This is a genomic window from Streptomyces sp. NPDC046831 (genome assembly GCF_040645305.1).
Classification (GTDB): domain Bacteria; phylum Actinomycetota; class Actinomycetes; order Streptomycetales; family Streptomycetaceae; genus Streptomyces.
This window is the reverse complement of record NZ_JBEYXZ010000041.1, coordinates 24,661-48,381: the sequence shown is the minus strand read 5'-3', so window position 1 is coordinate 48,381 and position 23,721 is coordinate 24,661. Positions and strand designations below refer to the sequence as shown.

Here is a 23,721-nt window from a genome sequence, read left to right as displayed (position 1 = left end):
CTGTTGTCGCGGCGCCGCCGGTGCGGCCCCGTCCCGGTCCTGCGGGCGGCCGTGTGTTCCGCCCGTGGTCAGTCTTCCTCACGATGCCCGCGGGATCGTCGCACTACGCTGCCCGGCGGCCCGCGAACGGGAACAAGTGATCGTCGACGCGGCCGCCCCGGCAGCCCCCGGACGCCGGTGAGCCACCGCTGTTCCGCGTTCCGGGGTGCCGGCGGTCCCGCCGGGCAGCCGGTCCGGCACCCGATCCGCACAACCCGCGCGAAGGCGGGCCGTCGAACATACGATGGGCGGGTCGGCGCGGCGACGAGGGGGACGCCGGGGACGCCGGCCCGACCGCTTCCTGGTGTGGGAGACGTATGGCACCGGCCTCGGACACCGCACGGACCGTCATCATGACCGTGGACGACGATCCGGGGGTCTCCCGCGCCGTCGCCCGCGACCTGAGACGGCGCTACGGCGCGTCCTACCGCATCGTGCGCGCGGAGTCCGGCGAGTCCGCCCTGGAGGCGCTGCGCGAGCTGAAGCTGCGCGGGGACGCGGTGGCCGTCATCCTGGCCGACTTCCGGATGCCGGGCCTGAACGGCATCGAGTTCCTGGAACGGGCCATGGACGTGCACCCGGGCGCGCGGCGGGTGCTGCTCACCGCCTACGCGGACACCAACGCGGCCATCGACGCGATCAACGTCGTGGACCTGGACCACTACCTCCTCAAGCCCTGGGACCCGCCCGAGGAGAAGCTCTACCCGGTCATGGACGACCTGCTGGAGGCCTGGCGCAGCAGCGACCGCGACCACCGGCCGGTGCCCTTCACCAAGGTGGTGGGGCACCGCTGGTCCGCCCGGTCGTCCGAGGTGCGGGAGTTCCTCGCCCGCAACCAGGTGCCCTACCGCTGGTACTCGAGCGACGAGCCGGAGGGCCGGCGGCTGCTGGCCGCGGCGGGGCAGGACGGGCAGCGGCTGCCGCTGGTGGTCACGCCCGACGGCACGCCGCTGGTCGAGCCGGAGGCGCCGGAGATCGCGGCGCACGTCGGCCTGGCGACGACGCCGGCCGCCGACTTCTACGACCTGGTCGTCGTCGGCGGCGGCCCGGCCGGTCTCGGCGCGGCCGTGTACGGGGCCTCCGAGGGGCTGCGGACGGTGCTCGTGGAGCGTTCGGCGACCGGCGGGCAGGCGGGCCAGAGCTCGCGGATCGAGAACTACCTCGGCTTCCCGGACGGCGTCTCCGGCGCCCAGCTCACGGACCGGGCCCGGCGGCAGGCCGCGAAGTTCGGCGCGGAGGTCCTCACCACGTGCGAGGTGACGGGCCTGGAGGTCAACGGCGCGGCGCGCACCGTGCGGTTCTCCGACGGATCGGCGATCGCGGCGCACAGCGTGATCCTGGCGACCGGCGTGTCCTACCGGACGCTGCCGGCGCCCGGCACCGAGGAGCTGACCGGGTGCGGCGTGTTCTACGGCTCGGCGCTGACCGAGGCGCCCGCCTGCCAGGGCCACGACGTGTACATCGTCGGGGGCGCCAACTCCGCCGGACAGGCGGCGATGTACCTGCGCAGGGGCGCCAAGTCGGTCACGCTGCTGGTGCGGGGCCCGTCGCTGACGGCGTCCATGTCGTACTACCTGGTCCAGCAGATCGAGGAGGCACCCAACGTCTCGGTGCGCACCGGCACCGTCGTGGAGGCGGCGCACGGCTCCGGGCGGCTGGAGCAGCTCACGCTGCGCGACAGCGCCACCGGGCAGAGCGAACTCGTCGACGCGCAGTGGCTGTTCGTGTTCATCGGCGCCGCGCCGCTGACCGACTGGCTCGACGGCACCGTGCTGCGCGACGAGCGCGGATTCATCCTGGCCGGGCCCGACCTCACCCCCGACGGACGGCCGCCCGCCGACTGGGAGCTGGACCGGCCGCCGTACCACCTGGAGACCAATGTGCCCGGAGTGTTCGTGGCGGGCGACGCGCGTGCCGAGTCCGCCAAACGGGTCGCGTCCGCCGTCGGCGAGGGCGCCATGGCCGTCATGCTCGTCCACCGGTACCTGGAGCAGTCGTGAGCGGCCGCCCGGCGCCGTGCACCCCGGAGGAGGTCGGCTCGCTGTTCCTCTTCGAGGAGCTGTCCCCCGAGCAGCTCGCCCGGCTGTGCGGCGAGGGCCGGATGGAGCGGTTCGACCCCGGGCCGGTGTACACCGAGGGCGAGCCGGCCACCTGCTTGTACGTGCTCGTGGAGGGCTCGGTGGTGCTCTCCCGCCGGGTCGGCGGCGACGACGTGGAGGTCAGCCGGACCTCCCAGCGCGGCGTGTACGCGGGCGCCATGCAGGCCTACCTCGGCGACCGGGTACGGCAGGTCTACACCAACTCGCTGCGCGTCACCGAGCCCGCCCGCTTCTTCGTGCTGCCCGCGGACACCTTCGCGGGCATCATGCGGGAGTGGTTCCCGATGGCGGTGCATCTGCTGGAGGGGCTGTTCTTCGGGTCGAAGAGCACCCAGGCGGCCGTCGGGCAGCGCGAACGGCTGCTGGCGCTGGGCTCGTTGTCCGCCGGGCTCACCCACGAGCTGAACAACCCGGCCGCGGCGGCCGTGCGGGCCACCGCGACGCTGCGGGAGCGGGTGGCGAAGATGCGGCGCAAGCTGGCCGTCATCGCCGAGGGACCGTTCTCGCGGGAGGCCCTGGCGCAGCTGATCGAGATACAGGAGCGCACCGCCGAACGGGTCGCCAAGGCGCCGGTGCTCAGTCCGATCGAGTCCGCCGACCGGGAGGACGCCCTCACCGACTGGCTGGAGGACCACGGCATCGAGGGGGCCTGGCGGCTGGCACCCACGTTCGTGCAGGCCGGGCTCGACGTGGACTGGCTGGAGCAGGTCGCCGCGACCGTGGGCGAGGACATCCTGCCGGGGGCCGTCGGCTGGCTCAACTACACGGTGGAGACCGAGCTCCTGATGGACGAGATCGCGGACTCCACCACCCGCATCTCCCACCTCGTCGACGCCGCCAAGCAGTACTCGCAGCTCGACCGCGCTCCCCACCGCATCGCGGACGTGCACGAACTCCTCGACAGCACGCTGCTGATGCTGTCGGCCAAGATCGGTCCGCGCATCGAGGTGGTCAAGGAGTACGACCGCACGCTGCCGCTCATCCCCGCCTACCCCGCCGAACTCAACCAGGTGTGGACCAACCTCGTCGACAACGCGGTGGCCGCCATCCGCGAGGGCGGCGAGCACGGGACACTGACCGTGCGGACGGCCCGTCACGACGACCGGGTGCTGGTCGAGTTCCGGGACACCGGGCCCGGTGTCCCGCCGGAGATCCGCGACCGCATCTTCGACCCGTTCTTCACCACCAAGCCGGTGGGCCAGGGCACCGGCCTGGGCCTGGACATCTCCTGGCGGATCGTCGTCAACAAGCACCACGGCGCCCTGCGCGTGGAGTCGGTGCCGGGCGACACCCGTTTCCAGGTCCTGCTGCCGCTGACCGCCGCCCCCGGCGACACCCCGCCCACGCCCGAGGAGCCGGTATGACCAGCGACACCGGAATCCGTCCCGGCGTCCCGCCGTGCGGCAGCGGCTGCGTCTGCGTCGAGTGCGACGCGGCCGGCGGCTGGTGGTTCCCTCTGCGGCGCTGCGCGGCGTGCGGCCACGTCGGCTGCTGCGACGACTCCCCCGCCCGGCACGCCACGGCGCACTACGAGGCCCCCGGGCATCCGGTGATCCGCAGCTTCGAGCCGGGCGAGGGCTGGTTCCGGAACTACACCACGGGTGAGCTGTACGAGTCCGGACCCGACCTGGCCCCGCCGGTCAGCCATCCGGCCGACCAGCCGGCGCCCGGGCCCGCCGGCCGGGCCCCCGCGGACTGGGCGGACACGCTGCGCTGAGCCCTTCCGCACCCGGCCCGCCCGCCGGCCGCCGCGGGCGCACTCCGGCGGCGGCGCGCGGCCCGCGCACGGCGGGCCCGGCTCACTGAACCACCGGGAGACACCTGTCCCCGCCCCGTCCCGCGACGGGCGGGGCGGGGCCGTCACGGGGTCGCCGTCCTGTCCGCGGTGGGGACGGCCCGTCCGACGGCCGGCACACCCCGCACGAACGTGCACGTCCTGCCCCTTCCCCGGGCCGACGCGATGTACGACCGCGCACCGCTCCCGGGCAGGTCGGCGTCGCGCGCCGGCGGGCCGGCCGGACGCGGACCGCTCCCCGCCGACCGGGCCGGGCCCCGCACGACGGTGACCGTCCTCCCGCACGTCTCCTGACCCTCTCCCCGATCCACCCCACCCGGTGACCGACGGGTGACCCAACTGTGTGTCGTCCCCGGAGATCCGACCGCATGAGGGAAGGTTGCCTCACCGATGGTGATCGAACCCGCACCCATGGTGCGCGGTGGAGACGGGAGAGGCATCGTATGGCCGCAGGAACGGTGTGCACGCGTGCGCTGCTCGGATCCATGGTGCTGGGCCTCCTCGCAGGCCCGGCGCACGCGGCGGGCGGGCACCCCGGCCCCTCGGCCCGCGCCGCGCTTCCGGCCCCCGACACCGCCGGGCTCAGCCGCCTCCTGCGGATCGCCCTGGCCCAGGGCGCACCGGGCGCAATGGCGCGGATCGACGAACGCAACCTGGTGCACGGTACGGTCCACAAGGCCACCGAAGGGGTCGCCGACCGCGGCACCGGGCGGGTCACCGACACCGCGGACCGCTTCCGGATCGGCAGCGTCACCAAGACCTTCACCGCCGTGGTCCTGCTGCAACTGGCCGCCGAGGGCAAGGTGCTGCTCGACTCCCCGGTCGACGCCTACCTGCCGGGGCTGCTGCGCGACGACCGGATCACCGTCCGGCACCTCCTGAGCCACCGCAGCGGCCTCTACGACTACACCAACGACATGTTCGCCTCGACCGTCCCCGGCTTCGAGGCCGTCCGCTCCAAGGTGTTCACCTACCGTCAGCTGGTGGACCGGGCACTGGCGCACGCGCCCACCCACGCGCCCGGCGGCGTCTACGCCTACTCCAACACCAACTTCGTGGTCGCCGGGATGCTCGTCGAGAAGCTGACGGGCCGGCCGGTGCGCACCGCGTACGAGCAGCGCGTCATCAAGCCTCTGGGCCTGACCGACACCTTCTACGTGCATCCCGGGACGAAGATCCCCGGACCACACGCGCGCGGCTACCTGACCCCGGACGAGCCGGGCGCGCCGCTGGTCGACGCGACCGAGCAGACGGTGTCCTGGGCGCAGAGCGCGGGCGCGCTCGTCTCCAGCGCGCGCGACCTGAACACCTTCCTGTCGGCGCTCCTCGGCGGCCGGCTGCTGCCCGCGGCGCAACTCGCGGAGATGGAGCGGTGGGTGCCGGCGGGCACCGGCCAGGCGTACGGGCTCGGCCTGCGCCGCCGCGACCTGTCCTGCGGGACGTCGGTGTACGGGCACACGGGCGCTGTCCAGGGCTTCTACACCTACGCGTTCACGACGAAGGACGGCCGGCGCAGCCTGACCGCGCTCGCCAACACCTCCAACAACGGCGACGTGCACGCCACGATGCTCCGGACCCTGGAGTCGGTCTTCTGCGGCAAACAGGCGGCCCGTCGCACCACCTTCGCCACCGAGGCGCGGGAGGACGCCGAACTTCCCCGCTGATCTTGGCGGAACGTACCGCTCCGGGCCAGGATGCGCCCATGAAGGGTGACCTCTTTTCCAGCGAGCACGTGGTCCGGCAGGCGACGGCGCCCGGCATGACCGCCGAGAACGCGAAGTGCATCAAGTACGCGGTGAACGGCGAGATGTTCGCCCGGCAGGGCTCGATGGTGGCCTTCCGCGGCAGTCTGCAGTTCGAGCGCAAGGGCCAGGGCGTGGGCGGCATGCTGAAGCGCGCCGTCACCGGGGAGGGCCTGCCGCTGATGGCGGTGCGCGGGGAGGGCGAGGCGTGGTTCGCGCACGAGGCGCAGAACTGCTTCGTCGTCGAGGTCGGCCCCGGCGACGAGTTCACGGTCAACGGCCGCAACGTCCTGTGTTTCGACGCCTCGTTGTCGTACCGCATCAGAACGGTCAAGGGGTCGGGCATCGCCGGCGGCGGACTGTTCAACAGCGTGTTCACCGGGCAGGGCCGGCTGGGGCTGATCTGCGAGGGCAACCCGCTGGTCATACCGGTGACCCCGCAGCAGCCCGTGTACGTCGACACCGACGCCGTCGTCGGCTGGACCGCCGGCCTGGAGACCTCGCTGCACCGGTCGCAGTCGCTCGGCTCGATGCTGCGCGGCGGCTCCGGCGAGGCCGTGCAGCTGATGCTGCAGGGTCAGGGGTACGTCGTCGTGCGCCCCAGCGAGGCGACCCCGCAGAAGGCCCAGCAGCACTGAGAGCCTGGGCGGAGGGCGCCCCGGCGGGCGATCTGCGCCGCACAGGCAACCCCGCCGCCGCTTCCGACGTCTTGATCGGCAACAGGCGACGCCCCGGCCGCCCGCGGCCGGGGCCGGCTCCCGGCCTGCTATACACCCTGCGTATACATGGCGTGTATACGCACCGTGCGGACCCGGTGTCCGTACGTGTGGGTGCATGGCCCGCCGCACCGGCCCGCGCGTCCCTGTCACGCGACATCAGGCAGCGGACCGAAAGGCATTCATGTACGGCAAGGCTTTCGCCCCCGAGTACCAGGGCGCGCTCACCTCCCTCTCCGTGAACTCCTCGCTGACCGAGGTCCTGGCCGCCGGAAGAGAGCAGCTGGAGGCCGCCGAGCGGGCCGGGCGGCGGGGCGAGGCGGCGCGGTCCGGGCTCGCGGTGGCCGAGGCGCACCGCAGGCTCGGCCAGGTGCGGGAGGCGGACCTGGCCTGGAAGGCCAGCTACCGGGCAGCCCGGGAGGCCGGCGACGTGGCCGCGATGGCCTGGGCGCTGTGGAGCGGCGGCACGCTGGCCCGCCAGCGGGGGGCGTTCGCGCTGGCCTGGCGACTGCTCGGGCTCGCGGCCGAGCTCGGCGAACGCGGCGGGGACGTCGTCGTGCGCGGCTACTCGCTGGCCGGCCTCGCCGAGACCGGCCGGATCCAGGGCGACTACGAGGCCGTCGGCCGGCTGCACGAGCAGCTGCTCGCCGAGGCCCGCCGGCGCGGCGAGGCGCGGCACACGGTGTGGGCGCTGGAGGGCATCGCGCAGATGCACCGCAACACCGGGTCGTACGACACCGCCTACGAGATGTTCGAGGAGGCGGCCGGCATCGCGGCGCGCGCGGACGACCGGCGCGGCCACGCCTGGGCGCTGCGCGGGCTGGCCGACATCGTCTCCGTCCGCGACCAGGACACCGAGCGGGCACTGGCGCTGCTGTCGGAGGCGGAGGAGACCTGCCGCGCGATGAAGCTGACGAGTGCGCTGGCCTACAACCACAAGATGCGCGGCAACGTCCTCTACCGCGCCGGCCGGTACGCCGAGGCGCGGAGCCTGTACGAGGAGGCCCTCGCGGAGTTCCGTGCCATCGGCGAACCGCGCGGCGAGGCGCTCAGCCGGCTCGGCCTCGCCAAGTCCCTCGCCCGCCTGGGCCGCGACCGCGCCCGGACGGCGGCCGAACTGGCCGACCTGGCCCGCACGGTGGACCGCATCGGGCTGCGGCACGTGCGGGAGATGGTGGCGCGGGCGCAGGAGGAGTTCGGTGTGCGGGCCGACCCGGCGGAACCGGATGTTCCGCGACCCCGCGCCGGCTCGTCCGCGCCCGACGCCCGCCCCACCGGGCCGGGCTCCGCCCGCTCCCGCATACCGGAGCCCCGGCCGGCTCCGGGCTCCACGGCCGGCGCCGGGACGTCCCCCGGGGCCGGGTCTCCGGCCGTCGCCCGCACCGCGGCGGACGCCGTCTCCCCCGCCACCGCCCCCGGCGGTCCGGCCGGGGCCCGCGGCCACGCCGGCCCGGGCACGTCCCCCGTCGGCACGGGAGCCGGGCGATGACCGCGCCGTCGCCGGCCGTGCCGGCGGCACCCGCGGCGGCCGACGTCCTGGACCGCTGCCGGTCGCTGGTCCGGCCCGCGCTGGCGGAGGCCGTCGGGCGGCTGCATCCGTGGGTGGGCGAGATGGCGTCGTACGCCCTGGGCTGGTGCGAGGTCGGCGGTGCCCCGGTGGCCGCGCCCGGCGGCAAGGGCGTGCGGCAGGCACTGGCGGTGCTGGGCGCCGAGGCGGCCGGGGCGCCCGGCCGGGCGGGTGTCGCCGCCGCCGTCGCGGTGGAGCTGGTGCACACCTTCTCCCTGCTGCACGACGACATCATGGACGGCGACGCCACCCGGCGGCGCCGCCCGGCCGTCTGGAAGGCCTACGGCACGGGCCCGGCCGTCCTCGCGGGCGACGCCCTGTTCGCGCTGGCCGTCGAGACGCTCGCCGCCGCCCCCGGCGGTGCCGCGGGCGTGCGCCTGCTGTCCGCGGCGCTCGCCGACCTGGTGCGCGGTCAGGCCGACGACCTGCTGTTCGCCGCGCGCCCGTACCTCGGGCCGGACCGCGTGCGGCCCGAGGCGTACCGGGCCCTGGCCGTGCACAAGACGGGCTCGCTGCTGGGCTGCGCCGCCGCCCTGGGCGCGGTGCTCGGCGGGGCGCCCGCGGCGACCGCCGACGCGCTGGACCGGGCCGGGCGCCACCTCGGCGTCGCCTTCCAGATCGTGGACGACGTGCTCGGCCTGTGGGGCGATCCCGCGGTCACCGGCAAGCCGGTCCACGCGGATCTGCGCGAGCGCAAGAAGACGTTCCCCGTGCTGGCGGCGCTGGACTCGCCCGGTCCGGCCGCCCGGCGGCTGGCCGCCCTGCTGGAATCGGCCGGTGACCCCGCCGAGGCGGCGGCGCTGATCGAAGCGGCCGGCGGCCGCACGGCGGCGCTGGCCGAGGCCCGCCGGCAGGTCGCCGCCGTGCGGGCGGCTCTGGCCGCGGTCCCGATGGCGGCCCCGGCCGCCGCCGAACTGGAGGCGGTGCTGGACTACCTCGTCGGCCGCGACCTGTGAACCGTTGACCGCGGCCGCCCCGCCGGGTGAGGGTGCGGACGGCGCGGCTTCCCTCTCCCCCGCGCCGGAAGGGTGACCGCCTTGATCGGCATCTCGGAGATCGACGCCGCGGCCGAACGGATCGCCGGACACGTCGTCCGCACTCCCACCGTGCCCAGCCCCGGCCTGTCCGCGCTGCTCGGCGTCCCGGTGACCGCGAAGCTGGAACTGCTGCAGCGCACCGGCTCGTTCAAGGCGCGCGGCGCGACGGCGAAGCTGCTGTCGCTCGGCGCAGCCGAACGGGCGGCGGGCGTGGTCGCGGTGAGCGGCGGCAACCACGGGATCGCGCTCGCGGTGATGGCGGCGGCCCTCGACGTGAAGGCCACCGTGGTCATGCCGCGGACGGCCCCCGCCCGGTCGGTGGAGATCGCGGAGGCGGCCGGGGCGTCGGTGCGGCCGGCCGACGGCATGGGCGAGGCCTTCGCGCTGTCGGCGCGGCTGGCGGACGAGGGGCTCACCCTCGTCCACCCCTTCGACGACCCGGTCGTCGTCGCCGGACAGGGCACGGTCGGGCGGGAGCTGGCAGCGGACGCCGGCGACCTCACCGACGTCCTGGTCAGCGTCGGCGGCGGCGGTCTCATCTCCGGTGTGGCGGCGGCACTGCGGGCGCTCCGCCCCGGCGTCAGGGTCTGGGGCGTGGAGACAGAGGGCGCGCAGGCGATGTCCGAGGCGCTGGCGGCGGGCGGACCGGTGCCGGTGGCGCTGTCGTCGGTCGTGTCGACCCTGAGCGCCCCGTCCGTGTCGCAGCTGACCTACGACCATGTGGCCGCCCTGGTCACGGACGTCCTCGTGGTCCCGGACCGGGAGGCGGTGCGGGGGTGTCTCGACCTGGCCGAGCACGCCAAGGTGTGGGCCGAGCCCGCCGCCGGCTGCCTCCTGCCGGCCGCCCGGCGGGTACGGGAGCGGGTGGGGCCGGGCGCGCGGCTCGGACTGGTGGTGTGCGGGGGCAACGTGACGACCGCGGACATCGGCGCCTGGGCAGAGCGATTCGGGCTGCGCTGAGGACGCCGGGAAAACGCTCGCGCCCGCCGTGGGCCGGAATTCGGCCGCCGATCCCGCGTACCGCGGGTTACCACCAGGTCGGATGCCGGTATTCGAGTCGTGGAAATTCGCGGCGCGTTGGTAGGGGTCGTCCGTGCCCGGACGGCACACGGCGTTTTCCGTGGTCCTCCCCGCGCGGACGGCCGCCGTCCGGGCCCCGGGTCCTCCTGCCCGAGGTGCGATGGGAAGCCCTTGCCGGCACCGTGCGTCCGAAATTCTTCGTACACTTGCTCAACGCGGTTGAATAAAAGGCAGGAACGACCGTCCGGTCGAGGAATCTTTGAACACCTCCCCCCGCGACCCCCGTACCACAGGGAAAGGTGAGAGCCGGCGCTTCAGCGAGGGATGACCATGGGCCAGGAGCACGTCTGCGCACACGAGTTGATCGCCGGACGCTACCGGCTCCTTGAGGTCGTCCACCGCGAGACGAACCGCGTCTGCTGGTACGGCGAGGACGTCGACGCGGCGCGCCCCCGCCTGCTGACGCAGGTGGGCCTCCCGGAAGGCGCCGACGAGGGCACCGCCCGCCGGATCACCGCGCGCGTTCTGCGGACGTCCGAGGCGATGGGCCTGCTGCGGCCCGACCGGGTCGCCACGGTCGTCGACGCCGTCACCGAGGCGGGCATGCTGTGGACCGTCACCGAGTGGATCGACGGCACGCCGCTGGGCGAACTTCTCGCCCAGAAGGGCACGTTCTCGTACGTGCGCACCGCCCGCATCGGACTGGAGCTGCTCGACGTGCTGGAGGCCGCGCACGCCGAGGGCATCACCCACGGCGAACTCAGCCCGGGCCAGGTGTTCGTGCGGGCGCAGGGCGGGGTCGTGGTGGCCGGCTTCGGGCTGGTGGGCGCGACCCTGGCACCGCGGGTCACCGCGCCGTCGTTCGCCTCTCCGGAGCAGGCGCGGGACGAACGCATCGGCCCGGCGGCCGATCTGTGGGCGCTCGGCGCGGTCCTCTACACGATGGTCGAGGGCCGCCCGCCGTTCCGCGACCGTGGCCCCTTCGAGGCCACGCTGAGGAGCGTGGACCGGCTGCCGCTGCGCAACCCGCAGCGCGCCGGGCCGCTCGCACGGGCGGTGCAGGGCCTGCTCCGCAAGGACGCCCGGGAGCGGCTGACCGCTCCCGTCGTCCGTGACGCGCTGGCCCGCGCCCTCAGGGAGGACCCGGGCACGGCCGGCGCGGCGGCGCCGCCCCGGCCCCGGCTGCGCGGTGTCTGCGCCGCGGCCCGCCACGCGGGCCGGTCCTGGAGCCGGCGCACCCTGGCCGCGGGCACGGCCCTGGCCGTCGTCACCATCGGTCTCGCCGTCCTGGCCGCGACCCACCGGCTGCCCGGCACCGGTACAGGCGGCACCCCCTCCGCCGGCGGCCCGGCGGACCGTCCCCCCGCCTCCGCCACCGCCTCCTCGCCGGGCGGGAGCGCCGGGGGCCGCCCGCCGCGGCCGTCCCCGACCGCCACGCCGCCGGCCGTGCCGTCCGGCTACCGCCTGTACCGCGCCCCGGAGGGCTTCTCCGTCGCCCTTCCCGCGGACTGGACGCGGCTGCGCACCACGCGGGTGCCCGGCCCGGCCTACCGCGTGACGTTCGGCGCGAACGGTGACGCGCGCACCCTCGCGGTCACCTACAGCGAAGGCGCCGGCCCCGATCCGGTCGCCGTGTGGCGGGACGAGGTCGAGCCCGGCATGAAGCGGACGGGCGGGTACCGGCGGGTCGGCGAGATCCGGGCGACGACGTACCAGGGACGCAGCGCCGCGGACATGGACTGGCTGTCCGGGACCGGCGAGGACCGGGTGCGCACGTTCGGCCGCGGCTTCCTCCTCGGTGGCCGGCGCAGCTTCTCGCTGCGCTGGACGACCCCGGCCGCCGACTTCGGCACGGCGGTGAACCGGCAGGCGCTGAAGGTGTTCCTCGCGACGTTCCGGCCGGGGCCGGACTGATCCGCCGTTTTCGGCTGTCCGTGGGGGGAACTCACAGGTGATGGTGCAAATCGGATACACGATGATGACCGAGCAGGCCGGGCCCCGTGAGCTGGTCGGCCACGTGGTGCGGGCCGAGGAGGTCGGGTTCGACTTCTCCGTGACCTCCGACCACTACTTCCCGTGGCTGCGCGCGCAGGGACACGCGCCGTACGCGTGGAGCGTCCTCGGCGCGGCGGCCCAGGCGACCTCGCGCATCCCCCTGATGACGTACGTGACCTGTCCGACGTTCCGCTACCACCCGGCGGTCGTGGCGCAGAAGGCGGCCACGATGCAGCTGCTGTCCGAGGGCAGGTTCCGGCTCGGGCTCGGTTCGGGCGAGAACCTCAACGAGCACGTCGTGGGCGCCGGCTGGCCGGCCGTCGACCTGCGCCACGAGATGTTCGAGGAGGCCGTCGAGATCATCCGCGCGCTGTTCGAGGGCGGGCACGTGACCCACCACGGCACGCACTTCGACGTGGACTCCGCCCGCCTGTGGGACCTGCCGGACCAGGCGCCGCCCATCGGCATCGCGGTCTCCGGCGAGCAGTCCTGCCGCCTCGCGGGCCGGCTCGCCGACCTCGTCATCGCCACGGAGCCCAAGCCGGGTCTGCTGGAGGCCTTCGACCGTCACGGCGGCGAGGGCAAGCCGCGCGTGGGTCAGCTGCCCGTCTGCTACGACCCCGACCGCGACGCGGCCGTCCGGCGCGCGCACGAGCAGTTCCGCTGGTTCGGCAGCGGCTGGAAGGTCAACGCCGAACTCCCCCACCCGGACTCGTTCGAGTCGGCGACACAGTTCGTCAGGCCGGAGGACGTGGCGGAGTCGATCCCGTGCGGTGACGACCCGGAGGTCTTCGTGGAGGCCGTGCGCCCGTACGCCGAGGCCGGGTTCACCGAGGTCGCGCTGGTGCAGATCGGTGGCGAGTCGCAGGGGGCGTTCCTGGACTGGTCGGCGAAGACCCTGCTGCCCGCGCTGCACGACGCGCTGGACTGAACCCTTGCGGCCATTCGACCGGATTGCCGGGAGTGTCCATCGCGACACGCGGCCATCCGGCGAGAATCACCCCTGAGCCTGAGCATTGTGCGCGTGCAGGGGGTACTAGAGGGCTCTACGTCCCCGCGTTCTCGGAAGGCCACTCGTGAGCTCACACGTGCACAAGTCCCTGGTCATGCAGCTGCAGGCCGGTACGGCGGACCGCTTCCCCGTGCTGGCGCACCTGAGTTACGACTCCGACGACCCGTTCGCCGTGACGGCGGTATTCAGCCACGATGGACGGGTGCTCGCCCGGTGGAAGCTGGACCGGGAGATGCTCGGCGAGGGACTGCGCCGGCCGGTGGGCGTCGGGGATGTCCGCTTCCGCCCCGTGTCGAGCGGTCTGTGGGAGGAGCTGCGCATGGACTTCTACGGCGACACCCACCCGGACGGCGAACGGCACCACGCGGCGGTGTTCGCCTGGGCGCCGGGCATCGCGGCCTTCCTGCGCGAGACGCACGAGCTCGTCCCGCCCGGCCGTGAGGAGATCCGGGTGGACGACTTCCTGGCGGAGGTCCTCGCGGAAAGCCGCGCACCGCGACCCGAGTAGCGGTACTCACGCCGCCGCCGCGCGGCTCCGCCACGATGGGGCTCACCACGCCGAGGAGCCCCGTCATGTTCCCTGCGCACACCGGTCCACGCCGCGTCCTGCCCGCCGCCCTGATGGCCGCGGTGGCCGCGGCGACGGCCGTTTCGGCCTTGGCAGCCGCGCGACCGCACGACCTGGCTGCTGGAAACCTTCTGGGTGCCGGCCGGGCTGGCCCCGGCCGTTGTTCTGCGCCGGCGCTTCCCGCTCACGAACCTGCTGTGCTGCCTGCCGGCCGCGCACGCGCTGGTGCTGCTCGTGGGCGGTCACTGCACCTACGCCCGGGTGCCCGCGGGCGACTGGGTGCGGGACGCCTTCGGCCTGGACCGCAACCCCTACGACCGGTTCGGCCACCTCGTCCAGGGCTTGGTCCCGGCCGTGCTGGTGCGCGAACTGCTCGTCCGCACCTCTCCATTGCGCGGCAGCCGCTGGCTGGCGCCCCTGACGGTGTGCGCCTGCCTGGCCTTCAGCGCCTGCTTCGAACTGCTGGAGTGGACGGCGGCGCTGATCGGCGGCCACGGCGCGGACGCGTTCCTCGCCACCCAGGGCGATGTCCGGGACACCCGGTGGGACATGTTCTGCGCCCTGGCGGGCGCGACCCTCTCGGTCTCGGTCCTCGCCCGGGCGCACGACCGGCAGCTCGCCGCCCTCACCGCGTCAGCGGGCCGTGTAGCGGCGCCGGGTCCACAGCGGCACGGCGAACCAGAACAGCACGTACCAGAGGACCACGCCCGTGACCAGGTACGGCACCCAGCCGTCATGGGTGGCCACCCTGAGGATCAGCAGCAGTGACGAGGTCATCGTCGCCAGCAGCAGCACGAGGCCGATGAACGTCATGCGGGAGGCCCAGCGCACGGCCTGCGGCTTGACGCGCCGCCCGGCCACGAGGCGGTGCAGGGACACCGGGCCGATGAGCGCGCCGGTGGCGCAGGCGCCCAGGACGACCGTGAGGATGTAGATCATCTGGTTGGAGTGCTCCAGGGTGGCGTACTTCGGCTGGAACACCACGGTCAGCAGGAAACCGAACAGGATCTGCACACCGGTCTGGGCGACGCGCACCTCCTGTATGAGTTCGCCCCACTTCCGGTCGGCCCTCTCCTCCTCGGTCTCGTTGCGTCCCCGGCGCTTGTCCGCACCCTCTCCCACGACCGACACACTGCCTCCCCTTTGTCCGACTGTCCGACTCATCTGTCGTCGCACGTTCCCCGGCGGACGGCAAACGTGCCCGGTCAGCGGGTTGTTTGAGCGATCATCCAACGGTTACCCGGTCCGGGACGCACGCAGCGCAGTCGAGGAGGTCCTGGCCGATGTCCGGCACACAGCTCACGGTGACGATCGACGGCGGCGAGATCGCCGACGCCCGAGCGGTCGTCAAGACGCTGGAAGGCGTCTTCGGGGCGGCGGACGAGCTCCCCGCCGACGAAAACGCCACCATCCGTACGGCCACCTTCTCCGACGCCACGGCGGAGGGGGCGCCCGGCGAGGCGGGTGCCGGCGGCCGGCTGTCCGCGCCGGTCGCGGTGACCGTCCAGGGCTCCCCGGAGGCCGTGCGGAAGGCGAGCGACGCACTGACCCAGGCGTTCACCTCACGGGACGAGGGAGCGGCCGCGGGCGACCAGGAGCAGGAGCGGCAGCTGCACCTGGAACCCTGAACCACCGCCGCAGACGAACGGCCGGGAGCGCCCCAGCGCTCCCGGCCGTCGCACGTCCCCGCGCCCCGCGCGGCCCGGCCCGGCACGGCGCCGCCCGGTCCGCGAGTGCTCGCCCTGCGGGAGCGCGAGGACGATCCGCAGGACGGGGCCGGCGAGCCGTAGTCCGTCCGGGGGTAGCCCGGGCGCTGCCCAGGGGCCGCTATCCGGCGGCCGCCGTGCGGCATTCCGGATGGCCCCAGCCCTGCGGGTTCTTGGCGATGGGCTCGCCGGCCTGGTAGGAGCGCCCGCACGTGCAGCGGCCCGGGAACTTCGCCTTGATCGTGCGCGCCGACGACCCGCCGCCGCGCGCCCGGCCGCCCTTGGCGCCGGCCGTCCCCCGGCGCGGCGCGGCGGAGGCGGGGGCGGTGGGCGAGGGCGGCGGCTCCGGCGAGCCGAGGGCGCTGCCCGCGGGCTCCTGGGCGGTCGCCGCCTGGCTGGCGGCCCGGTCGGCGAAGTCGTTGAGCGGGTCGCCGTCGACCTGGTGGGCGGGCACGTAACGGAAGTCGACCGTGCGGCCGTCGAGCAGTTCGTCGATCCGCACGACCAGCTCCTGGTTGGCCACCGGCTTCCCGGCGGCCGTCCGCCAGCCGTTGCGCTTCCAGCCGGGCAGCCAGGTGGTCACGGCCTTCATCGCGTACTGCGAGTCCATGCGGACCTCCAGCGGCACGCCGGGGTCCGTGGCCGTCAGCAGGCGCTCCAGGGCGGTGAGCTCGGCGACGTTGTTGGTGGCCCTGCCCAGCGGCCCCGCCTCCCACCGGGCCGCAGTCCGCAGGTCGTCGGAGACCACCCACGCCCAGCCCGCCGGCCCCGGATTCCCCTTCGACGCCCCGTCGCACGCGGCCACCACACGTTCACCCATGTGCCCGATCATGCCATTGCGGGCGGGCCCGGGGCGAACACCGTGCGCCGGGCCGACGCGGACGCGCACCTGCACCCACACTGGAGGGCGACACGGGCGGGCCGCGGGAGACGGGGCACGGTATGGCGGACGGCACGACGATGCGGGCATGGGCGGTGACCACCCCCGGGCCGGTGGAACGGGATCCCCTGGAGCTTCTCGGGAGGCCGGTTCCGGTGCCCGGGGACGACGAGCTGCTCGTGCACGTACGGGCGTGCGGGGTGTGCCGCACCGACCTGCACGTCGCCGAGGGCGATCTGCCAGTGCGCCGGACGGGTGTCACGCCCGGACACGAGGTCGTCGGGGTCGTGGCGGGCCTCGGCGCGGCGGTCACCGGTTTCCAGCCCGGCGACAGGGTGGGGGTGGCCTGGCTGAGGCGCACCGACGGCACCTGCACGTACTGCGTCCGTGGCGCGGAGAACCTGTGCCCGTCGTCGCGGTACACCGGCTGGGACGCCGACGGCGGATACGCCGAGTACACCACCGTCCCGGCCGCCTTCGCATACCGCCTGCCCGGCGGCGTCGACGACGTGGCGGCGGCCCCGCTCCTGTGCGCGGGCATCATCGGCTACCGCGCCCTGAAGCGGGCGTCGCTGCCCCCGGGCGGGCGGCTCGGCCTGTACGGGTTCGGCGGCAGCGCCCACCTGTGCGCACAGCTGGCGCTCGCCCAGGGTGCCACGGTCCACGTGCTGACCCGGGGTCCGGCCGCGCAGCGCCTGGCACTGGAGCTGGGGGCGGCCTCGGCCGGGGACGCCTACGCGCGGCCGCCGGAGCCGCTGGACAGCGCGATCCTGTTCGCCCCGGTGGGCGACCTGGTCCCGGTGGCGCTGCGGGCCCTGGACCGCGGCGGCGTCCTGGCGGTCGCCGGGATCCACCTGAGCGACGTCCCGCCCCTGCGCTACGAGCGCGAGCTGTTCTACGAGAAGGAGCTGCGCAGCGTCACCGCGAACACCCGCGAGGACGGCCGGGAGTTCCTGGCGCTGGCCGCGCGGCACGGCGTACGCGCCACCACCCACCCGTATCCGCTCTCGCAGGCGCGGCAGGCGCTTAAGGACCTGAAGGCGGGCCGCTTCGACGGGGCCGCGGTCCTGGTCAACGACCTCTCCTGACCGGTCACGGCTGCCCGGCTCCGCCGCCCTCCGCGGACACGCACGGGCCGGGGCCGCCGCCGGCCGGAGTCCGCCCGGCGTGCTCCCCCGCGGTGGGAGAGCGGGCCGGGCGGTCCCCCGTCACTCCCCCGCGTACGCCTTCTTCAGGGCGGCGATGTCCAGCTTGCCCATCGCGAGCATCGCGCGTGTGGTGCGGGCCGCCTTCTCGGGGTCCGGGTCGCCGATCATGTCGACGAGGCCGTCCGGGATCACCTGCCAGGAGACGCCGTACCTGTCCTTGAGCCAGCCGCAGGGCCCCGGCCGGCCGCCGCCCTCGGTGAGTTTGCTCCAGTAGTGGTCGACCTCCTCCTGGTCCGCGCAGTGGATCTGGAAGGAGATCGCCTCGTCGAACCTGAACTGCGGTCCGCCGTTCAGCGCGACGAACCGGTGGCCGTTGGCCGTGAACTCGACGACGACCACCGAGCCCTCGGGTCCCGGACCGGCCGCGGTGGAGCGGGTGATCCGTCCGATGCGGGAGTTCTTGAAGACGGAGACGTAGAAGTGGGCGGCCTCCTCGGCCTGGCCGTCGAACCAGAGACACGTCGTGAATCCGTCAGCCGGCATGGCAACCTCCTGGAGCGTGGAACGCGGTCGTCGGTGATGACCGCCGCGCGGCCCGGAACTCATCGGTCGCGCCGGACATGCGCCGCCTGCCGGCACCGGGGCGCTTCCGGCCGCCGCTTCCCCGCCCCGGCCGCGCTCCGCCCGTGGCGAATCTGCCGCGGGCAGAGAAATCCCCGCGCCCCCGGCTCCCCCGCCGAGAGTGGGCGCAGCGGCGAGCACGCCGCGTCCGACCCGACTCGACCACTCGACGAGGAGCGCCGATGCACCCACTCACCACCCGCCGCCCACCGGTCCTGACGCCGCGGGCCGAGGAGGGCGAGACCCCTCCGACCCGCTTCGACGACCACCTGGCCGCCCAGCTGCTCGACCAGCGGATCGTGCTGCTGGGCACCCAGGTCGACGAGGTCTCCGCGAACCGGGTCTGCGCCCAGCTGCTGATCCTGTCGGCGGAGGACCCCCGGACCGACATCAGCCTGTTCATCAACAGCCCAGGCGGCTCGGTGCACGCCGGCCTCGCGATCTACGACACGATGCGCCTCGTCCCGAACGACGTCTCGACCCTCGCGATGGGGTTCGCCGCCAGCATGGGCCAGTTCCTGCTCGGTGTCGGCGCACCCGGCAAGCGGTTCGCGCTGCCCAACGCGCGGATCATGATGCACCAGCCGTCGGCCGGGATCGGCGGCACCACCGCGGACGTCGAGATCCAGGCGGAGAACCTGGAGTTCACCAAGCGCACCATCGAGCGGATCACCGCCGAACACACCGGCCAGAGCCCGGAGACCATCGCCCGGGACGGCGACCGCGACCGGTGGTTCACCGCCGAGGAGGCCCGGGAGTACGGGATCGTGGACCGGGTGGTGGCGTCGTTCGCCGACGTCCGCCCGGCCGCCACCCGGCGACGGATGGGGCTGTAGACATGGGGACGTACACGATTCCGAACGTCGTCGAGCGCACACCGCAGGGCGAGCGGTCGTACGACGTGTTCAGCCGCCTGCTGTCGGAGCGGATCATCTTCCTCGGCACCGAGATCGACAACGGCGTCGCCAACGTGATCATCGCGCAGCTCCTCCACCTGGAGTCGGCGGCCCCGGAGCAGGAGATCGCGCTCTACATCAACTCCCCCGGCGGCTCGTTCACCTCGCTGATGGCGATCTACGACACGATGACGTTCGTGCAGGCGCCGATCTCCACCTTCTGCGTCGGGCAGGCGGCCTCGACGGCGGCGGTGCTGCTGGCCGGCGGGGATCCCGGGCGGCGGTTCGTCCTGGAGCACGCGCGCGTGCTGCTCGGGCAGCCGGCGAGCGGTGGCCGGCAGGGCACGGTGTCGGACCTGGCGCTCCAGGCCAAGGAGATGGTCCGGATCCGCGCCCAGGTGGAGGAGGTCCTCGCCCGCCACACCCACCACGACGCGGCGACCCTGCGCGCCGCCATGGACCGCGACAAGGTGTTCACCGCGTCCGAGGCGGTGGCGTACGGGCTGGCCGACGAGGTGCTGAGCCGACGCCTCGCCACCGTCTGAGGCGGCGGGCCGGGCGGGGGCGCTGGGCCGGACGGGGGGCTCCGAGCGGATCGGGCCGGTGGCGGGCCGAAGGCTACGGCCGCCGCCGGCCGGCGGCGGGCCGGGACCTGGTGCCCGGCTCACACGCGCGGCGCCGGGTCGTCAGGCGGCGGGCCGGGACCTGGTGCCCGGCCCGCACGCGCGGCGCCGGGTCGTCAGGCGGCGAGGCAGAGGCCGTCGCGGCGCGGGTCGATGGTGCCGCGGCCCCGCGGGGCCGTACGGCTCGTGAGCCGGACGAGTTCTCCCTGTGCCAGGGCCAGCAGGTCGCCGAGGCCGAGCCCGAGGGCGCGGGCGGCGGCCGCGAGGACCTCGGAGGAGGCCTCCTTGCGGCCCCGCTCGATCTCCGAGAGGTACGGCATGGAGATCCTGGCCGCGTCGGCGACGTCCTGCAGCGTGCGCTCCTGGGCCAGGCGCCGGCGCCGCAGGACGTCGCCGACGAGGTCGCGCCACAGGGGTTCCCGCGCGGCGGCGGGCCGCCCGGACCCTGCGGGCGCCGAGGCGGACCGACGGGTGGCGGGCGCGGCGCCCGGCGGGCCGGAGGCGGGTCGGTCGGACGCTGGGCGGGCGGTCCCCGGGTGCGCGGCCGGCGGGCGCAGGGGGATGACGCGGGCTTGGTTCGGCGCTTGGTCGGTCACCCGCTTCAGACTAGGAGCCGGGGACGGCGGCGGAAGGGGTTGGCGTTCCGCTCTCGGTGAATTCGGGACGGGGCGTCCGCGGAAGGTCGGATGCGGTCCTCACGCGGCCTGCCACGGTCCACGCCGCACGGGTGTGTTCCGCATCGGGTGCTCTGCGCGTCGGGCGGAAGGTGCCGAACCCGGTGCCGCCCGGATCCGGCCCGGCCCGCCCGGTGCCGCCGGCCGTCGGCTTCGGCAGCCGCTCGCGCCGGCTTCGCGCACGCCCGTCGGGAGGAGGCGGAAAAGTCCGCGAGTCGGCAGGCATACCCTGCGGTGAACCGGGTAGACGCGCCGTCGCGGGCCGGGCCGCCGCCACGAGGCACGGCCGGACCCGTCAGGAACACAGCACCGGCGACGCCGGACCGTGACGTACGTGGGAGAGGGAATGGACACCGTGATCGGGTCTGAGGCCGAGGTCGAGGAGACCCAGGGGACCCGGACGGGTCATGGACCCTCGCTGGAGGTCGCCGACCCGCGGGCCGTCGCCCCGCGGGACGCGCGGGAACTGTCCCGCCACTTCTTCCAGCGCCTGACGGAACTCGAAGAGGGCACGCACGAGTACCAGTACGCCCGCAACACGCTGATCGAGATGAACATGTCGCTCGTGCGGTTCGCGGCCGGCCGGTTCCGCAACCGCGGCGACGACATGGAGGACATCGTCCAGACCGGGATGATCGGCCTGATCAAGGCGATCGACCGGTTCGAGCTTTCGCGCGAGGTGGAGTTCACCTCGTTCGCGCTGCCGTACATCGTCGGCGAGATCAAGCGGTTCTTCCGTGACACGACGTGGGCGGTGCACGTGCCGCGCCGGCTGCAGGAGCTGCGCGTGGAGCTGGCCCGGGCGCGCGAGGAGCTCTCCAGCCGTCTCGACCGCGACCCGACGGTCGCCGAGCTGGCCACCCTCATGAACCTGTCCGAGGACCAGGTGGTCGAGGCGCAGATCGCGTCCAACGGTTACAACTCCGCGTCGCTGGACGCCGCCCTGACCGGTGAGGGCGCCGAGGACGGCGAGGCCGTGCTCGCCGACTTCATCGGCGTGGAGGAGGAGGGCATCGAGCTCGTCGAGGACTTCCACGCCCTCGCCCCGCTGCTCGCCCAGCTCAGCGACCGGGACCGCCAGATCATCCACCTCCGCTTCGTCGAGGAGGCCACCCAGGCGGAGATCGGCGAACGGCTCGGCTGCTCGCAGATGCACGTCTCCCGCCTGATCAAGCGCATCATCACCCAGCTGCGCAACGGCATGCTGGGCGAGCTCGGCTGCGCCTGACACTCTCGCCGGCCCGCGTCCGCCCGACGCGCCCGTGAGGATCGAAAGATGCCGCACCACGCCTGGCCGTGGAGCGGCATCGGCGTTCCGGGCGGAGACAGGGCGGCCGGCTGCCCGGCACCGCGGACGCGCGCACGGCCGACATGGCACAGCACCCTCCGACAGGCACCGCGGCCCGCCAGACACCGCAGAAGCCCGGCACCAGCCGTTCCGCCAGGCGCGGGGCGTGGGTGACAAGGATGCGGAACGCGGCCCGGGCAGGCGGGCAGCACAATGCCGCGTCCCATTCCGAACGGGACGCGGCAGGGGACGGAGGAGGCAGGGGCTCAGGCCCGCCTCACGGCCACCACGGCGCGCACCCGCTTGCCCACCGGAACGCGCTCGACCGTCACGGAGGACGCCAGCGCGTGCACTATCTCCAGGCCGTGCCGGCCCACGCGCTGCGGGTCCCGGGGGAAGCGCCGGGGCACGGCGGGGCTGCTGTCGTAGACGGACACGGTCACCGCGCCGTCCGTACCCTCCAGCTCCAGGATGTAGGGCCCGTTGCTGTGCCGGTCCGCGTTGGTGACCAGCTCGCTCACCACCAGGAGCACTTCCTCGCCGGCCATGCGGTCGACGTCCGCGCACCACTCGGTTCGGAGCTGCTCGAGGAAGAACGTCGTGAACGAGCGCGCCTCAGCGATGCATCCAGGCGCCCCCGTGTAGTGCGCCGTCCGCCGCAGCGGTTCCACGGGAACGTCGAAACCAGTCGGTATCACTGCCCCGTCCAGGTGCTCGATCATGCGTTTCTCTCTCGGAAGCCGGTGTGCCGGACGCTCCTGCCCCCGTGCTCGTACCCCGAGCCGCTGCGCGCACTCCCGGCCGACCGGTGTGACCTTCGCCCTCTTTTTCAGGACACCGGCGAGGTCGCGGGCCGCCGACGGCACCCTCCGGCGAACGGGGACCGGCTGCGGCCGGACGCGGACGGACGTTCCGGCGGGCGCGCCGGGGCGGGACTGCCTAGCGTGGCAGCGTGAGCCGGCGAAGCCCGTCCGTCCCGTCGGACGCCCGGCATGGCTGGGTGCAGGCCCTGGCGACGGTCCTGGCCGGGCTGGTCGCCATGGGCGTCGTCGCCGCGCTCGGACTGTGGGCGGCCGGTGCCGCGGACCTTCCGGACCGGGCCTTCCCCCGGGTGGTCGCCGCGACCGTGGTGACGGCGGTCGGCGGCAGCGTCGAGTTGTCGGGGAACGCGGGTTCCCTCGCCGAGACGCACGCCGGCATCACGGTGATGCCCCTGTCCGTCACGCTGGCCGGGGCGCTCGTGATCGCCCGGGGCTTCCTGCGTCCCCTGCGTCACCGGGCGGTCGCCGGGGTGCGGGAGCCGGCCCGATGGGCGGCCCGGATCGCCGTGCTCTGGCTCCTCGCGCTCGCCGGCCTGGCGCTCGGGGCCCGCCAGACCTTCGCCGTCGACCTCGGCAACGGACTGCTCGGCGACATCGGCGACGTTCTCGGCTTCGCGCCGCGGGTCGGCTTCGCCACGAACGTGGCGCCGACCGTGGTGTTCGGGACGCTGTGGCTGGCGGGGGTCATGATCCTGGCCCTGCTGGTGGCCCGCGGGGCGCCGCTGCCGGCCCGGCTGCCGTGGCTGCGGACCGCGGTGCGCCCGGCGGCGTACGCCATGGTCGTCCTGCTGCTCGCGTACGTGGCCCTGGGCCTCGTCGTCGCGCTCGTCACGGCGGCCACCCGCGGGCATCCCGCGCAGACGTTCGCGGTGATCCTGCTCGGCCTGCCGAACCTCGCCTGGCCCGCCCTCACCGTCGGCCTGGGCGCCACCTGGCACGGCAGGGTGGACGGCCCGTTCGGACTGCCCATGCCGCACCTGCTGGACGAGGTGCTGCGCACTCCGGACGCCGCCACGATCGACCTCCGGGCGCTCGCCGCGCACGACGCCAGGGTGTGGTGGCTGGCGGTCGCCGACGTGGTGCTCCTGGCGGCCGCCGCCTTCCTGATGGCGGTGCGCTCACCGGCCGGGGTGAGCGCCTGGCGGCACGCGCTGCGCATGGCCGCCGCCCTCGCCCTCACGGTCCTCACGGTCTGTCTCGTCGGCAGGATCTCCGCCCACTACGGGCTGTCCCTGCTCGGCATCGGTGATCCCGGCGGCGGGCTGTCCGGGGAACTGCTGCTGTGGCCCCAGGTCTGGAGCGCGCTGGGCCTGGCCGTCCTGTGGGGGCTGGTCACCGGCATCCTCGGGGCGCTCCCGGCCCGGCGGGTGCACCGGCGGGGCGAGGCCGACGCCGCCCGGGGCGGAACGTCGGCGAATGCGGTGGGCCCGGGCCGGGAACCGCGGCGAAGTGCGGGGCCGAGCGGGTGACGGCG

At 74.5% G+C, this 23,721-nt stretch carries 21 protein-coding genes and 2 pseudogenes; 18 read left to right on the top strand and 5 right to left on the bottom strand.

Going from position 1 to position 23,721, the window contains the following annotated elements:
- Nucleotides 1–356 precede the first annotated feature (356 nt).
- The 12 genes and pseudogenes from ABZ920_RS26980 to ABZ920_RS26925 all read left to right on the top strand — a co-directional run.
- The gene (locus tag ABZ920_RS26980; protein ID WP_361510148.1) at nt 357–2,039 is read left to right on the top strand and encodes an FAD-dependent oxidoreductase; all 1,683 of its coding nucleotides are present in this window, start codon (nt 357–359) and stop codon (nt 2,037–2,039) included.
- Entirely contained in the window at nt 2,036–3,502 is a 1,467-nt protein-coding gene (locus ABZ920_RS26975) for an ATP-binding protein (RefSeq protein ID WP_361510145.1), read from the top strand. The genes ABZ920_RS26980 and ABZ920_RS26975 overlap by 4 nt, the downstream gene beginning before the upstream one ends.
- Nucleotides 3,499–3,855 carry a UBP-type zinc finger domain-containing protein gene (locus ABZ920_RS26970; RefSeq protein ID WP_361510142.1) on the top strand — a complete coding sequence of 119 codons (357 nt, stop codon included), beginning with the start codon at nt 3,499–3,501 and terminating at the stop codon, nt 3,853–3,855. The genes ABZ920_RS26975 and ABZ920_RS26970 overlap by 4 nt, the downstream gene beginning before the upstream one ends.
- 521 nt (nt 3,856–4,376) lie before the next feature.
- Nucleotides 4,377–5,597, top strand: a complete 1,221-nt coding sequence (locus ABZ920_RS26965) for a serine hydrolase domain-containing protein (RefSeq protein ID WP_361510139.1) — start codon at nt 4,377–4,379, stop codon at nt 5,595–5,597.
- A 38-nt stretch (nt 5,598–5,635) separates the two neighbouring features.
- Nucleotides 5,636–6,313, top strand: coding sequence for an AIM24 family protein (locus tag ABZ920_RS26960; protein ID WP_361510136.1), 678 nt, complete (start codon nt 5,636–5,638; stop codon nt 6,311–6,313).
- 262 nt (nt 6,314–6,575) lie between these two features.
- Nucleotides 6,576–7,595, top strand: a pseudogene (locus ABZ920_RS26955) (tetratricopeptide repeat protein); the annotation flags it as partial.
- A gap of 281 nt (nt 7,596–7,876) precedes the next feature.
- Complete coding sequence (locus ABZ920_RS26950) at nt 7,877–8,914, top strand: polyprenyl synthetase family protein (protein ID WP_361510133.1); 1,038 nt, start codon at nt 7,877–7,879, stop codon at nt 8,912–8,914.
- Between the two features lie 81 nt (nt 8,915–8,995).
- The gene (locus tag ABZ920_RS26945) at nt 8,996–9,955 is read left to right on the top strand and encodes a threonine/serine dehydratase (RefSeq protein ID WP_361510130.1); all 960 of its coding nucleotides are present in this window, start codon (nt 8,996–8,998) and stop codon (nt 9,953–9,955) included.
- 384 nt (nt 9,956–10,339) lie between these two features.
- Nucleotides 10,340–11,929 (top strand): protein kinase, encoded by a 1,590-nt coding sequence (locus ABZ920_RS26940; RefSeq protein WP_361510127.1) that lies wholly within the window; start codon nt 10,340–10,342, stop codon nt 11,927–11,929.
- 40 nt (nt 11,930–11,969) lie between these two features.
- A complete protein-coding gene (locus ABZ920_RS26935; RefSeq protein ID WP_361510124.1) occupies nt 11,970–12,941 on the top strand; it encodes an LLM class F420-dependent oxidoreductase in 972 nt (323 codons plus the stop codon).
- Nucleotides 12,942–13,086: 145 nt separating this feature from the next.
- Nucleotides 13,087–13,530 (top strand): SsgA family sporulation/cell division regulator, encoded by a 444-nt coding sequence (locus tag ABZ920_RS26930; RefSeq protein ID WP_361510121.1) that lies wholly within the window; start codon nt 13,087–13,089, stop codon nt 13,528–13,530.
- A gap of 195 nt (nt 13,531–13,725) precedes the next feature.
- Nucleotides 13,726–14,091 (top strand): annotated as a pseudogene (locus ABZ920_RS26925) (DUF2238 domain-containing protein); the annotation flags it as partial.
- 132 nt (nt 14,092–14,223) lie between these two features.
- Here the strand turns inward: ABZ920_RS26925 and ABZ920_RS26920 are convergent.
- Nucleotides 14,224–14,754 carry a DUF6328 family protein gene (locus tag ABZ920_RS26920; RefSeq protein ID WP_361510118.1) on the bottom strand — a complete coding sequence of 177 codons (531 nt, stop codon included), beginning with the start codon at nt 14,752–14,754 and terminating at the stop codon, nt 14,224–14,226.
- Nucleotides 14,755–14,873: 119 nt separating this feature from the next.
- On the opposite strand from ABZ920_RS26920, the gene ABZ920_RS26915 reads away from it, so the two are divergent.
- Nucleotides 14,874–15,218 (top strand): hypothetical protein, encoded by a 345-nt coding sequence (locus ABZ920_RS26915; RefSeq protein WP_361510115.1) that lies wholly within the window; start codon nt 14,874–14,876, stop codon nt 15,216–15,218.
- A 199-nt stretch (nt 15,219–15,417) separates the two neighbouring features.
- Here the strand turns inward: ABZ920_RS26915 and ABZ920_RS26910 are convergent, their stop codons facing one another.
- Nucleotides 15,418–16,128 (bottom strand): ribonuclease H, encoded by a 711-nt coding sequence (locus ABZ920_RS26910; protein ID WP_361510112.1) that lies wholly within the window; start codon nt 16,126–16,128, stop codon nt 15,418–15,420.
- Nucleotides 16,129–16,256: 128 nt separating this feature from the next.
- Here ABZ920_RS26910 and ABZ920_RS26905 point away from each other — a divergent pair, with 128 nt between their 5' ends.
- Nucleotides 16,257–17,264 carry a zinc-binding alcohol dehydrogenase family protein gene (locus tag ABZ920_RS26905; RefSeq protein WP_361510174.1) on the top strand — a complete coding sequence of 336 codons (1,008 nt, stop codon included), beginning with the start codon at nt 16,257–16,259 and terminating at the stop codon, nt 17,262–17,264.
- A 120-nt stretch (nt 17,265–17,384) separates the two neighbouring features.
- Here the strand turns inward: ABZ920_RS26905 and ABZ920_RS26900 are convergent, their stop codons facing one another.
- Entirely contained in the window at nt 17,385–17,867 is a 483-nt protein-coding gene (locus ABZ920_RS26900) for a VOC family protein (RefSeq protein ID WP_361510109.1), read from the bottom strand.
- Nucleotides 17,868–18,127: 260 nt separating this feature from the next.
- On the opposite strand from ABZ920_RS26900, the gene ABZ920_RS26895 reads away from it, so the two are divergent.
- Nucleotides 18,128–18,781 carry an ATP-dependent Clp protease proteolytic subunit gene (locus ABZ920_RS26895; RefSeq protein ID WP_361510106.1) on the top strand — a complete coding sequence of 218 codons (654 nt, stop codon included), beginning with the start codon at nt 18,128–18,130 and terminating at the stop codon, nt 18,779–18,781.
- A gap of 2 nt (nt 18,782–18,783) precedes the next feature.
- Nucleotides 18,784–19,386: an ATP-dependent Clp protease proteolytic subunit gene (locus ABZ920_RS26890; RefSeq protein WP_361510103.1), complete on the top strand. Its 603-nt coding sequence runs from the start codon at nt 18,784–18,786 to the stop codon at nt 19,384–19,386.
- A gap of 194 nt (nt 19,387–19,580) precedes the next feature.
- On the opposite strand, the gene ABZ920_RS26885 is transcribed toward ABZ920_RS26890, so the two are convergent.
- Nucleotides 19,581–20,060, bottom strand: coding sequence for a helix-turn-helix domain-containing protein (locus tag ABZ920_RS26885; RefSeq protein WP_361510100.1), 480 nt, complete (start codon nt 20,058–20,060; stop codon nt 19,581–19,583).
- Between the two features lie 424 nt (nt 20,061–20,484).
- Between ABZ920_RS26885 and ABZ920_RS26880 the strand changes: the two genes are divergently transcribed.
- Nucleotides 20,485–21,366, top strand: a complete 882-nt coding sequence (locus ABZ920_RS26880; RefSeq protein ID WP_361510097.1) for an RNA polymerase sigma factor SigF — start codon at nt 20,485–20,487, stop codon at nt 21,364–21,366.
- A gap of 326 nt (nt 21,367–21,692) precedes the next feature.
- On the opposite strand, the gene ABZ920_RS26875 is transcribed toward ABZ920_RS26880, so the two are convergent.
- Nucleotides 21,693–22,148 carry an ATP-binding protein gene (locus ABZ920_RS26875; RefSeq protein ID WP_361510094.1) on the bottom strand — a complete coding sequence of 152 codons (456 nt, stop codon included), beginning with the start codon at nt 22,146–22,148 and terminating at the stop codon, nt 21,693–21,695.
- A 230-nt stretch (nt 22,149–22,378) separates the two neighbouring features.
- Here ABZ920_RS26875 and ABZ920_RS26870 point away from each other — a divergent pair, with 230 nt between their 5' ends.
- Nucleotides 22,379–23,716 (top strand): streptophobe family protein, encoded by a 1,338-nt coding sequence (locus tag ABZ920_RS26870; RefSeq protein ID WP_361510091.1) that lies wholly within the window; start codon nt 22,379–22,381, stop codon nt 23,714–23,716.
- Nucleotides 23,717–23,721 lie beyond the last annotated feature (5 nt).

Excerpts from the sequence above, each read along its gene's own strand:
- ABZ920_RS26960 (WP_361510136.1), top strand. The coding sequence starts at position 5,636 with ATGAAGGGTGACCTCTTTTCCAGCGAGCACGTGGTCCGGCAGGCGACG.
- ABZ920_RS26875 (WP_361510094.1), bottom strand. The coding sequence starts at position 22,148 with ATGATCGAGCACCTGGACGGGGCAGTGATACCGACTGGTTTCGACGTT.
- ABZ920_RS26910 (WP_361510112.1), bottom strand. The coding sequence starts at position 16,128 with ATGATCGGGCACATGGGTGAACGTGTGGTGGCCGCGTGCGACGGGGCG.
- ABZ920_RS26900 (WP_361510109.1), bottom strand. The coding sequence starts at position 17,867 with ATGCCGGCTGACGGATTCACGACGTGTCTCTGGTTCGACGGCCAGGCC.
- ABZ920_RS26895 (WP_361510106.1), top strand. The coding sequence starts at position 18,128 with ATGCACCCACTCACCACCCGCCGCCCACCGGTCCTGACGCCGCGGGCC.
- ABZ920_RS26980 (WP_361510148.1), top strand. The coding sequence starts at position 357 with ATGGCACCGGCCTCGGACACCGCACGGACCGTCATCATGACCGTGGAC.
- ABZ920_RS26915 (WP_361510115.1), top strand. The coding sequence starts at position 14,874 with ATGTCCGGCACACAGCTCACGGTGACGATCGACGGCGGCGAGATCGCC.
- ABZ920_RS26950 (WP_361510133.1), top strand. The coding sequence starts at position 7,877 with ATGACCGCGCCGTCGCCGGCCGTGCCGGCGGCACCCGCGGCGGCCGAC.
- ABZ920_RS26905 (WP_361510174.1), top strand. The coding sequence starts at position 16,257 with ATGCGGGCATGGGCGGTGACCACCCCCGGGCCGGTGGAACGGGATCCC.
- ABZ920_RS26965 (WP_361510139.1), top strand. The coding sequence starts at position 4,377 with ATGGCCGCAGGAACGGTGTGCACGCGTGCGCTGCTCGGATCCATGGTG.
- ABZ920_RS26920 (WP_361510118.1), bottom strand. The coding sequence starts at position 14,754 with ATGAGTCGGACAGTCGGACAAAGGGGAGGCAGTGTGTCGGTCGTGGGA.
- ABZ920_RS26940 (WP_361510127.1), top strand. The coding sequence starts at position 10,340 with ATGACCATGGGCCAGGAGCACGTCTGCGCACACGAGTTGATCGCCGGA.
- ABZ920_RS26970 (WP_361510142.1), top strand. The coding sequence starts at position 3,499 with ATGACCAGCGACACCGGAATCCGTCCCGGCGTCCCGCCGTGCGGCAGC.
- ABZ920_RS26935 (WP_361510124.1), top strand. The coding sequence starts at position 11,970 with ATGGTGCAAATCGGATACACGATGATGACCGAGCAGGCCGGGCCCCGT.
- ABZ920_RS26890 (WP_361510103.1), top strand. The coding sequence starts at position 18,784 with ATGGGGACGTACACGATTCCGAACGTCGTCGAGCGCACACCGCAGGGC.
- ABZ920_RS26880 (WP_361510097.1), top strand. The coding sequence starts at position 20,485 with ATGGACACCGTGATCGGGTCTGAGGCCGAGGTCGAGGAGACCCAGGGG.